The sequence below is a fragment of the Mesorhizobium sp. WSM4816 genome (assembly GCF_055811535.1).
This window is the reverse complement of the sequence record NZ_JBVVQR010000021.1, coordinates 89,419-100,362: the sequence shown is the minus strand read 5'-3', so window position 1 is coordinate 100,362 and position 10,944 is coordinate 89,419. Positions and strand designations below refer to the sequence as shown.

The following is a 10,944-nucleotide window of genomic DNA, read 5'->3' as shown; positions in this document are numbered from 1 at the left end:
CACGATCGACCATCCGAATCATCTCCCTCTCTTCCTTACCCCCGGAATCATCAATCCGATTCTGTGCAAAGGCCTCATTGAAGGAGACGTCGTCGACCATGGTGACGCCACGAGAATCCTTCACCGTCAGGTTCTTCACCGCAAGCTTGACCCCGCCGGCTTCCGCCTCGCCCTTCTCGACCCTGAGCAGCACGCGGCGCCCGACCATCAGCTCGGCCAGTTCCCCGACCGTGGTCTTCGTGGTTTCCCGTGTCGCCACCATCGTGCCCTGGCGCATGACCGAGACCGTGTCGGTGATCGCCATGATCTCGCGCAGCTTATGGGTGATCAGCACGATCGTTTTACCCTGCTCCTTCAACTGCCTGAGGATGCGGAACAGATGGTCGGCTTCTGCGGGCGTCAGCACGCCCGTCGGCTCGTCGAGAATCAGGATCTCGGCGCCGCGATACAGCGCCTTGAGGATTTCGACACGCTGCTGCAGTCCGACCGGCAACTCCTCGATGATCGCATCGGGATCGACCTCCAGCCCATATTCGCGCTCGAGCCGTTCCAGCTCGGACCGCGCCTTGGCGATGCTCTTCTTCAGCAGCGCATCGCTTTCGGCGCCGAGAATGACGTTTTCCAGCACCGTGAAATTGTCGACCAGCATGAAATGCTGATGCACCATGCCGATGCCGAGCGCGATGGCGTCGTTGGGCGTTTTGATCGACGCCGGCTGGCCGCCGACGCGGATCTCGCCGCTGTCAGCCTGATAGAACCCGTAAAGAATTGACATCAGCGTCGACTTGCCGGCGCCGTTCTCGCCGACAATGCCATGGATGGTGCCGCGCGCGATCTCCAGATTGATGTCGCGATTGGCGCGGACGGCGCCAAAACTCTTGTTGATGCCGACCAGCTCGATTGCGGCTTGCGCCATGCGGCCTGTCCCATTTTTTATCGCTTGGTCAAAACGCCTAGCATGACGCCCCGCCTGTGCCAATTGCCGGAGCAGCGTTCACTCTCGACAAATCCCTGCGCGCTTGTCAATTTCGAACGTGGCCGCAGCCTGCACAATCGCCTGGATCGAGGATTTCAAATGACCATGCCCGACGACCGGCTGACGACGCTGGAAATCCGCGCCGCCGAGCAGGAGAAGACCATCGAGGAACTGTCCGGCCAGATCGCCGAGCAGTGGAAGGTGATCGAGCGCATGCAGCGCAAGCTCGATGCGCTGGCCGACCGCTTCCTGGCGCTGGAGGAACAGGCCGCCCCCGACGTGCCGGTGACCAAGCCGCCGCACTGGTGAGGTTGCTGATAAGCAAGAAACCGCCGGGTTTTCACCGGCGGCTTCGAGCGGATCGGCAAGGTCGCGATCAATAGCTGGGCTACGCTGTGGAAAGCCGACGCTTTCGCTCTACGATGTACCCCCACCCCTAACCCCTCCCCACAGGGGGGAGGGAGACTTCCGTTGGCGCTGACCTCGGCAAATTGGCTCGCGGCAGCGTTCCCTCCCCCTTGTGGGGAGGGTTAGGGTGGGGGTCCTCTTCGCAAGAATCCGGTCCACCTTCGCAAGACACCAAATGCGATTGCCCTGCGATCAATAAGGGCAGGAATTGTCCGACATGTAATCATGCACCTTGACGGTACCGGCGATGATATCGGCCTTGGCCTTTTCAACCGCCGCCTTCATCGCGTCGTCGACAAGCGCCTTGTTGTTGTCGTCCATGGCGTAGTCGACGCCGCCTTCCTTGAGGCCGAGATCGTTGATGCCGCCGGTGAACTTGTCGTTCTTGGCGTCCATGAAGGTGTTGTAGACGGCAACGTCGACGCGCTTGACCATCGAGGTCAGCACCTTGCCGGGCTGCAGTCCATTCTGGTTTGAATCGACGCCGATGCCGAGCTTGCCGCCGTCGGCTGCTGCCTGCAGCACGCCAACACCGGTTCCGCCTGCCGCTGCGTAGATCACGTCGGCGCCCTGGTCGATCTGCGTCTTGGCGATCTCGCCGCCCTTGGCCGGATCGTTCCAGGCTGCCGGCGTGTCGCCGGTCATGTTCTGGATGACATCGGTCGCGCCGGCCGCCTTGGCGCCACCGACATAACCGCAGCCGAATCGGCGGATCAGCGGAATGTCCATGCCGCCGATGAAGCCGACCTTTTTGGTCTTCGAGGCCATCGCCGCCATCACGCCGACGAGGTAGGAGCCTTCCTGCTCCTTGTAGACGACGGAGCGGACGTTGGGCTTGTCGACGACCATGTCGATGATGGCGAATTTGGTTTCGGGAAATTCTACGGCGATCTTCTCCAGCGCATCCGCCCAGGAGAAGCCCGCCATGGCGATCGGATTGCGGCCATCCTCGGCGAAACGGCGCAGCGCCTGCTCGCGCTGGGTCGCGTTCGAAACCTCGAATTCCACATAGGCGATGCCGGTTTCGGCCTTGAACTTTTCGGCGCCGTTGTAGGACGCCTCGTTGAACGACTTGTCGAACTTGCCGCCGAGATCGTAGAGAAGTGCTGGCTGGATGTCCGCGGCGAAGGCCGGAAGAACCATCGCAGTTGCGGCCAGGAGGCCGAGAACGATACGTTTCATGTGATCCACACCCTGTCGGTTATTTTTCCGTTATGCACCGCCTGCCTGCCCGGTTCTCCGGCAGGCATGCGACATCAGACAGGAGTGTCTTCCTCCCGCTTCGGGCCAATCTGGCACGGCCCGAAGCAAAATTCACGCGGAATTTTGACCTGTTGGAAAAGCCGGGATCATCGTCCCGCCAAGGCCTCAGCGGAGACGGCAGCCGGGATGGCGCAGGTGACGCCGGTGCCCTGCAGATTGCAATAGCCGTAGGGATTCTTCGCCAGATATTGCTGGTGGTCTTCCTCGGCGAAGTAGAATTCCGGTGCCGGAGCGATCTCGGTGGTGATCTTGCCGCGGCCAGCGCCGTGCAACGAGGCCTCGTAGGCGTCGCGCGAGGCGATCGCCGCCTGGTATTGCGCATCACCGAAGGTGTAGATCGTCGAGCGGTAGGTGGTGCCGACGTCGTTGCCCTGGCGCATGCCTTGCGTCGGATCATGGCTTTCCCAGAACAGCTTCAGAAGCTGTACATAGGACACGATCTTCGGGTCGTAGACGACCAGCACGACTTCGGCATGGCCGGTCAAACCGGTGCAGGTTTCCTGGTAGGTCGGATTGGGGGTGACGCCACCGGCATAGCCGACGGCCGTGACCCAGACGCCCTCGACCTGCCAGAACATGCGTTCCGCGCCCCAGAAGCAGCCCAGCCCGAACATCGCCTTCTCCAGCCCGTCTGGATAGGGGCCCTTCAGCGGCCGCTTCGAGACAAAATGATTGGATGCCGTCGGGATAGGGTTGGCGCGGCCCGGCAGCGCCTCGGCAGGTTTCGGCAGGTTGAGCTTCTTGTTCAGCATGTCGCTGAGGAACATGTGCAGTCTCCCTTTCTCTTTGTTGGGGGCTTTCTCTTTGTTTGGGGACGCTGGAGAATTATCAAGTCTAGGCGAACCGCCCGGTCGGCCGTTCCCGCCGGTAGCCGATCATGTAGAGAATGAAGGCAAGCCCCGCGAACACCGCGAAACCAGGCTGGTTGAGCACCCAGGCGATGGCGCCGTCCCACAGCAGCGGACCCAGCTTGTCGCGGACGAAGCTCTCGAAGGCGCTTCGCGTATCCGGCGCGACGGCGAGCCAACTGGTGTTGAGCGGTGTCATGACCAGGGCGGAGGCCGCCACCGAGCGCGTCGCGTCGACCACCGCCATGATGACCGAAACCGAAAGCGCAACCATTGCGGCAAGACGGAAGACGAAGCGGAACACCCAGACCTTACCTCCCCGCAAGCTTTTCAGAAATATCTGTATCGGACTGATAAATAGGATCTGCGCGCTTTATCCGCAATTGCGACACTTGAAGTTGAACCTGCGCCGCCGGTTCGCGTCGGAGAGGCGTCGGTCGGCTAGGAACAGAGCAACTCTATCCGACAAAGCGAATAGAGCGTCTTGGCATTCGGCACCGGATCGACTAGATGAGCCCCGCGCCCTGTTGCTTTGACGGCTCAGGAGCGGGGAAAGGGTGTCCGCTGGTTGACGGCACCCACGGTGCGGCGTTTCGCACCGGAATTTCCCGAGGGAGACGGCATCTCCCCAACCCGCGCGCGGCGAAACCGGCCGCGGTGAAAATGCCAGGACGGAGAGGTGGCCGAGTGGTTGAAGGCGCACGCCTGGAAAGTGTGTTTACGGGAGACCGTAACGCGGGTTCGAATCCCGCTCTCTCCGCCATATGCCATTGACTTGCGCAAATGGTTTTTCCTTTCTTCTTGTGTACAAATTTAGGTACGACATGAAGTTGCAGAAATTCAGGCCGAGATGGACATATGTTGCTTCGTTAGCGCGCACGAAGCTGCCCCAATTTGCGAGCCTGGTACCGGTCCTTGGGTACGCTGTGCTTTGGGGCGACTCGTTTCATGCGTTTGTGATGGAATTTTCCAAGCTCGGCCCATCTCTGTGGTTTTAGGCGGGGCGCGACCCGTATGCAGAAGACCCGCCGCTACATTTGCGAAGCGACGGGCCTCCACCCCACCCCATATCTTACCAAGCAAGTACGGTGCCAGACTTATTGACCCATTGCGGGGCGTAAGGGGTGACAGCCTGGCTCTGTGATTGTGGCCCCGTGCGTAAACCAGTGCGTGCCGGACTCGGCCGGCTTGAGTTCATTCCGCCAATGATGGCCCTGCTCCGCAATTTCAAAATGACCCACTACCGCAGCTTCTGGACTCTCGCCCGGAATGGCGTCATTCTCTCTTCGGGGAGAGCGGGCGTGGGCAAAGGCCTCCGCAGGGCGGGTGGCGCGGCTTCGCAAAGCGCACATGATTTCGTCACGAGAGATGCCGATGTCGCCAAGGACGCCATCGGGTAAACGGCTCAACTGGTCCGTTGCCGATAACAGAGCCTTTCGCTCGGCGTGCGTGCTCGCATGGCGGGCGGTGGCTGGCCCCGGGCCACGCATATAATAAAGCTCCGGCCGGTAGCGCCGCGCGGCGAATTTGCGAAACGCCGCAGCAAGTTTTGTGACGGGAGCCAAGAATTTCATGACCGTTCCCTTTCCCTTAGCCGGCTTGAACACGAGCCGGCGGGCCTGGATGTTGCAAACAAGGATATGCCAGTCGAACCAGGCTCGGCTGTGGGAATTCCCACACCGGGGAAAACATTGGAAAAATCCGCTCCCAGTTTTGCTTTCCGGAAAGCGGGGCCTGCGGCCATCAAATTTCCTTGGATAGGGAGTAAGGTGAAGTACACCTGATTGAACAAGAGGCTGTTGTGACAGGCTCTCCGGCCTTCATCTCAAGACTTTGCGATGCCGACCTCGCCGCGCTGACCAAACGGTGGCACGAGCGCAGCTATCGACACAACGAGCTGGCCAGCCGGCGCAACACTTCGGAGAGGCGCTCTAGGACGCGACTACATCGCTTGCTGACAAAATGTATCCGCATTGCTGGCCGGTTCCCTAAAAGCCGAAAAAAAACGCAGCGTGGTGGGCCCCCACAATCCGCACCCACCCCGCCTTCGGACAAGCTCCCCCGGGAGGTCAACCGGCACGGACAAGGGATGCCTGCTTCGCGCACCCATCAGCAGCGGTGTGGCTTCTAGCCGCAAGCAATTGCTTGAAGCAGTTCCCGACACCACATGGTGTTCCATAGCCAGCCAAGCGAGATGAACTCGCCCGATCCAGTCGCTGCCCTCCACGGTGGAAACCAGACTATTGGATCATGGCGATGACGTACGGCCAACCTTTAGGAATCAGAAAGACATCATGCCAGAAAATACCAGACTGCCAACGAGTGACGTCCCCCTCATCAAGCTGGGCAGTTGTCAATGCCGCTTCCCGGTTCGCGAAGATCGGTCAGTGCCCGGCGGTCACCGCTTTTGTGCTGGGCCAACTTCGCCTGACCGCGTGTACTGCGATCACCACCACAGCATCGTGACCGCCGTCGAGCCTCGTCGAGCCCGTTCGGGTTTCCACCTCGCTCAACGACGCGCCGCGTAGGTAGATACCGGGCGGCTGCACCTCGTACCGGTCCCAAGGGCTCGATGTGATGCTCTCCCACGTGTACGGGCACCCACATCGTCGGGCCGAGCAGTCCAAGAGAGCCGCAGAACCATCCGCTTTCCATTGAACTCGCTGGAGCCATCGAATTGCGGTGGCTGCCGGTGACAACGGTATCAGCCACGCATCATCGAGTGCAGGATGGCCTGCATGTGCTCTTCCAGGTCAAGTTCGCCCCGTGCCTCAGTGGCTAACAGGTACTCGGCCTTGGCTCGGCGGTCGCCTCGACTGATCGCAGGAAAGGAGCAGATGGCCAGCAATGCGTCCTCTTCAATCCGGTCTGCCCTCTTGCGGTCGTGGCTGCTGCTGTCCGTTCGATGAACAACCCTGTGGAGCGCGACATAGGCCGCCTCATGGGCTCCAATCAGCGCCTGCAATTCGCGCGAGGCACCTTCCCCTTCAGCAAACGTCGGTTCAACGACCGAGGCTACGGCGGTGAACGCAAGAAGTGTACGGCGGGTGATTTCGGGCATGCCTCATATCCTTGCAGTCTGATCATGCAGGAACACCATAGCACCGAAACAACAGTTCGGAGAGGCGCTATGGAATGGGGCAGCGTTGTCTGCTGACAAAAATGTATCCGTTCCCGCAGTTGCTTGCCTCGCCTACTGCTGGCCGGTTGGTCCCGTCCTGTCGCCGTTTGGATTTGGTGCCGGAGCCTCGCGCACGTCTCGTGGCGGCGGGTCCACATGTTCAGGCTCCGGCGATGCTTCCTTGTCGGGACGACGGACAGGTGTCTTCTTCGGGGCGGGCTTCGGTGGCAGGTCTTTGATCTTGTTTGGCATATCCAGTTAACCGGATCGCTAAGCTCTGGTTCCGGTGTGCCCATCAAAAGGCCCCGCCACCGTGAGGCAGCGGGCAACGGGTTGCGGGAACAGAAGAAGACAAAAAGGTGCACGTCACCGTAGAAAACCTTCGAGTCCCGGCGGCGGCTGAAAGGAAAGTCGGGCACGGCTCAGATCAGCTGCTTCAGCCGGGAAGGCAGCAAGGTCGCCTCGAGGAAGCTTACCTAAGAAAATCCGGCAACGTTATCTTGTGTCCATTCCGGTCGAATTCCGAAGCAAAGCTGTAAGACCTCGAGAACTCGAAGCTGACCTTGTCGTAGAGGCCGGGTTTGCTGGAATAGTCCTGCAACTCTTTAAACAGGATTTTCTGCTCGAAAGGCCAAGCCGATCCATCGGCCACGCTGCGCACCTCGCCGCAACCGACCTCGATGTCGACGACAGTCTTTCGCGATTGGACGTCCCCCAGAAAATGAAGCTGTTATGACGGTCGGCGCGTTTGGTGTGCCCGTAGCTGTTCAGCTTGAAAACCTCCACATGATACTTGACTGTTTTGTCCGCAATCCTACTATTATTTGGGTAGTATATTTTGGTGTGCCTTACCCGCTGGATCAAATATTCCCTCTTGCACTGCGGTGCCGAGATTGAATTGTAGAATATCAGGTAGTGTACTGCTCTGTTGGCTCCAGATTCCTTCCGAAATCCTTTCGCATAGTAATCATCCAGGAATTGGTCTATCTCGACGCCAGCTTTCGCTGCAAGCGCCTTTTCCTCACGGTACACCTTGTTTTTGCTGTAGGTTTTTGGATCGTCCAAGGCTCCCGACTGCCTGGTGTCGCCTTCCATCCCTCGGCGCAATGTGACCTGCTCCAGGATGATCTCCGATGCCGATAAAGGTACCGAAAAGAGCACAATGCCCAGAGACAACAGATACTTCATACTTCACGCACCTCAGGGATAGCATGAGCCACGGCAGACAGTTGAACCGGGACATTGCGGCCAATTCGCGGCCTGGTTGCCGCCCAGCCGGGCATGTCCGTAGCGGGCTCAATCGTCGCATAATACAGCGGTGGGCACGCCCATTGCCGAGCGCCCCACACAGATCCGACGAGCCCAATCAGGCAAGGGGCATACGGCTCCTGCTTCGGCTGATTGACGACGAAGCGCTGGTGCGGCCAAGGATGAAGGTTTGGGCAGCCAGTCGTTGGCCAGCCGCGTGAACCAGGTCACGACGTCCTTCTGGCTGCGGCGCCGAAGCGCCCGTCGCTCAAAGGGGGCAGACAAAGCGCACTAGCTCTCGTCACCGAAACCCAGCAGCGACGCATTGCGTATGTGACTGTGGTCGCCGCGAAGATGCCTGATGCGCAGCTTCACCCCGGGCCTGAGCCATTGTGTCCCCGGCCGTTTCTTCATCGCCTCTGGCGGCGGCCCGGCGTGCTCCCGAACCCGCTTGAACAACCGCTCCTTCATGTCGCGGCCGAGGCTGATCAGGGCGGAACCGACATATTTCCCGGTGCCGGGCTGTGCCAAAAGGGCGAAGGCTGCCTCGCCGGGCTGGCGCTCGACGCCCAGCAGTTCGAATTCATCGACCGTGAAGCTCTTGGTCGTCAGCCAGTTCGAGGTCAGGCCGCTGCGATATTTGCTGTCGGCGCGCTTCGAGACAATTCCCTCAAGCTCGACCTCCTCGACGAGGTGGAAGAGCGACTGCGCGTCACCAGGCAGGGCCTCGCTGAACCGAATCCGGCTGTGCGGCTTGATGATACCGCTGAGAATTTCGCGGCGCGCCTTGCAGCCGACGTCGCGCAGATCATGGCCGTTCAGGTGCAGAATGTCGAATGCGCACAGGTACATGCCGTAGGGATTGTCGTGGACGGCGTTCTGGAGCGCGTTGAAGTCGGGCATGCCGGCCTTGTCGGTGACGACCGCCTCGCCGTCGATGATGGCGTTCTTGACCTCAAGCTCACCCGCGGCTTCCACGATCCCCAGATATTGACGCGTCCAGTCCTTACCGGTTTCGGTATAGACGCGGATATCCTCGGGGCCGTTGATAATGATCTGGGCGCGGTAGCCATCCAGCTTGATCTCATGAATCCAGTTGTCACCCTCGGGCGGCATGGCCACCAGCTTGGGCTCCATCGGGGGGATGAACTCTAGCCGGCCGGTGCCGGCATCTGCCCGCCTGCGCATGGAACCCAGTCTAGGTCATCGGCGTATATTAGCCATAGTGAATATGATAAAACTCTAAAAGGACGTGCGATATGGCAGACGACAAAAACAAACGCGACTTTCGCGACCGCAACAAGATATCGGCGGACGATGATTATGAGGTGAACTTTTTCGCTCTGCAGAACAACATCACGCCGGAGCAGGTGCGCGAGCTGATCCGCAAGCACGGCAACGATCGGGCAACTCTGACCGCTGCCGCGAAGGCATTGCCGGCACAATGATGACCAAACGCTCAGAGGTGCCGCGAGCCTTTTTGTTGGCTCAGCAATATCCTGACATCGTTTAGCGTGGAACCGCAGGCATTCCCGAGACTGAGCGCGCCGTTTCGGCGGAGAAAACCACGAAGGCAAAGATGAGCACGCTGGCAGCGACGATCATCGAGCCGGTGGCGACGATCGGCTCAAGCGCCGGATTTCCATGCAGCATCAAGTAGAGGGCCGGCAACATCACCACCAGGCCAAAATTATAGACGCCATAATGGACCATTGCGATAGTGCGGGCGGCTTTTGTCGGGTTCAGCGCGTAGTACCCACCGAAGATTGCACTTGTTACCCATCCCAGGAGATTGATGTGTGCGTGAGCCGGGTAGGCGCCGTGATTGCCTGAAATTGCCATTTGCAGGCCGGCTGCAATTCCCAGAATAAGAAAGACGATCGCTGTCTTGAAAAAGAGTTCCGAGATTTTCGGCATGTCATGTCCTCCCAAGCCGTTGCAGGCGGCCCGGCAGCCTGTTGGGGGTGACCGGCTGGCCACCGGGCCTAACCGGCTTGCGCCGGCTGATGAAAACATGCGCTCACACTAATATAAATGCAACATCGAGATACCGGGTGCGCACAGCGGAGTTTGACGATCTGGACTCCCGTCCCAAAGCGGGCGGCCGGAAAGCGATTTCGGTTCAATCGTCCGCGTGGAAAACGCTAGCCAGGACGCCGCAGGTGTTCGACAAGCGCGCGCAGCTTCGGCGCGACGTTGCGACGGCTCGGATAATAAAGGTAGAAGCCGGCAAAGCGCGGGCAATAGTCGACGAGAACCGGCACCAGCTCGCCCCGAGCGATCCACGGGCGAAAGCTTTCCTCCATGCCGAAAGTGATGCCGGCTCCGGCAATGGCGAGCTTTATCATCAACGCCATGTCGTTGGTCGTGATCGCCGGCGCGACCGCGACGCTGAACTCCTTGCCGTCCTCGGCGAATTCCCAGCGATAGGGCGCGACTTTCGGGGCGCGACGCCAGCCAATACAGCGATGGCCCGCGAGTTCCTGCGGATGCGACGGCTCGCCAAACCGATCACGATAGGCCGGCGCGCAGGCGGCCAGCTGCCGCTCGTCACCGGCAACAGGCACCGCGATCATGTCCTGCTCGATCACCTCGCCGAGCCTGACGCCGGCATCGTATCCCTCGGCGACGATATCGAATTCCTCGTCCGTCACCGTGATGTCCATCCGGACCTCCGGATTGGCTTCGGCAAAGGTCGCCAGGAACGGCCCTGAAAGAAAGCGCTCGGCGATCGACGAGACGGCGAGCCGCAACTGCCCGCGCGGACGCTCGCGCAGGTCCCCGGTGCTCTCCATTGCGGCGCGCATGTCGGCGATGGCGGGCGCTATCTCGGCGTAGAGGCGTTCGCCAGCCTCGGTCAGGCTGACGCTTCGCGTCGTGCGCTGGACGAGCGCGATACCGAGCGTCTCTTCCAGCCGCTTCATCGTCTGGCTGACCGCCGAGCGGGTGACGCCCATCCGGTCCGCAGCCGCGCGAAAGCTCCGCTCCTCGGCGACGAGGGCGAAGACGGCAAGCGCATTGAGATCCGGCTGCATTGGTTAGCTGTGCTTTCGACGCTGTGAACAAATGGTCGTCTTATC

11 protein-coding genes and 1 tRNA gene are annotated in these 10,944 nt (G+C 60.3%); 3 read left to right on the top strand and 9 right to left on the bottom strand.

The window, feature by feature from the left end:
• The coding region (locus tag AC0L3H_RS21400; protein ID WP_473586801.1) for an ABC transporter ATP-binding protein at window positions 1–916 on the bottom strand (916 nt) is incomplete at its 3' end.
• A 159-nt stretch (window positions 917–1,075) separates the two neighbouring features.
• Between AC0L3H_RS21400 and AC0L3H_RS21395 the strand changes: the two genes are divergently transcribed.
• Complete coding sequence (locus AC0L3H_RS21395) at window positions 1,076–1,285, top strand: SlyX family protein (RefSeq protein ID WP_091600472.1); 210 nt, start codon at window positions 1,076–1,078, stop codon at window positions 1,283–1,285.
• Window positions 1,286–1,576: 291 nt separating this feature from the next.
• On the opposite strand, the gene AC0L3H_RS21390 is transcribed toward AC0L3H_RS21395, so the two are convergent.
• The 3 genes from AC0L3H_RS21390 to AC0L3H_RS21380 form a co-directional block, all read right to left on the bottom strand.
• The gene (locus AC0L3H_RS21390) at window positions 1,577–2,566 is read right to left on the bottom strand and encodes a BMP family lipoprotein (RefSeq protein ID WP_236375727.1); all 990 of its coding nucleotides are present in this window, start codon (window positions 2,564–2,566) and stop codon (window positions 1,577–1,579) included.
• 167 nt (window positions 2,567–2,733) lie between these two features.
• Window positions 2,734–3,414 carry a peptide-methionine (S)-S-oxide reductase MsrA gene (msrA, locus tag AC0L3H_RS21385; protein WP_473586800.1) on the bottom strand — a complete coding sequence of 227 codons (681 nt, stop codon included), beginning with the start codon at window positions 3,412–3,414 and terminating at the stop codon, window positions 2,734–2,736.
• A 67-nt stretch (window positions 3,415–3,481) separates the two neighbouring features.
• Complete coding sequence (locus AC0L3H_RS21380; RefSeq protein WP_473586799.1) at window positions 3,482–3,799, bottom strand: hypothetical protein; 318 nt, start codon at window positions 3,797–3,799, stop codon at window positions 3,482–3,484.
• 369 nt (window positions 3,800–4,168) lie between these two features.
• Here AC0L3H_RS21380 and AC0L3H_RS21375 point away from each other — a divergent pair.
• Window positions 4,169–4,258 (top strand) — tRNA-Ser (locus AC0L3H_RS21375).
• A gap of 334 nt (window positions 4,259–4,592) precedes the next feature.
• Here AC0L3H_RS21375 and AC0L3H_RS21370 read toward each other — a convergent pair.
• The 3 genes from AC0L3H_RS21370 to AC0L3H_RS21360 form a co-directional block, all read right to left on the bottom strand.
• Entirely contained in the window at window positions 4,593–5,069 is a 477-nt protein-coding gene (locus AC0L3H_RS21370; protein WP_473586798.1) for a DUF1127 domain-containing protein, read from the bottom strand.
• Between the two features lie 1,130 nt (window positions 5,070–6,199).
• The gene (locus AC0L3H_RS21365) at window positions 6,200–6,556 is read right to left on the bottom strand and encodes a hypothetical protein (RefSeq protein WP_473586797.1); all 357 of its coding nucleotides are present in this window, start codon (window positions 6,554–6,556) and stop codon (window positions 6,200–6,202) included.
• Window positions 6,557–8,155: 1,599 nt separating this feature from the next.
• Complete coding sequence (locus AC0L3H_RS21360) at window positions 8,156–9,052, bottom strand: ATP-dependent DNA ligase (protein WP_473586796.1); 897 nt, start codon at window positions 9,050–9,052, stop codon at window positions 8,156–8,158.
• A gap of 71 nt (window positions 9,053–9,123) precedes the next feature.
• Here AC0L3H_RS21360 and AC0L3H_RS21355 point away from each other — a divergent pair, with 71 nt between their 5' ends.
• Window positions 9,124–9,312 carry a DUF3606 domain-containing protein gene (locus AC0L3H_RS21355; RefSeq protein WP_091595632.1) on the top strand — a complete coding sequence of 63 codons (189 nt, stop codon included), beginning with the start codon at window positions 9,124–9,126 and terminating at the stop codon, window positions 9,310–9,312.
• A 61-nt stretch (window positions 9,313–9,373) separates the two neighbouring features.
• On the opposite strand, the gene AC0L3H_RS21350 is transcribed toward AC0L3H_RS21355, so the two are convergent.
• Entirely contained in the window at window positions 9,374–9,781 is a 408-nt protein-coding gene (locus tag AC0L3H_RS21350) for a hypothetical protein (protein ID WP_091595630.1), read from the bottom strand.
• A 227-nt stretch (window positions 9,782–10,008) separates the two neighbouring features.
• Window positions 10,009–10,899, bottom strand: coding sequence for a LysR family transcriptional regulator (locus tag AC0L3H_RS21345; RefSeq protein WP_473586795.1), 891 nt, complete (start codon window positions 10,897–10,899; stop codon window positions 10,009–10,011).
• Between the last annotated feature and the right edge of the window lie 45 nt (window positions 10,900–10,944).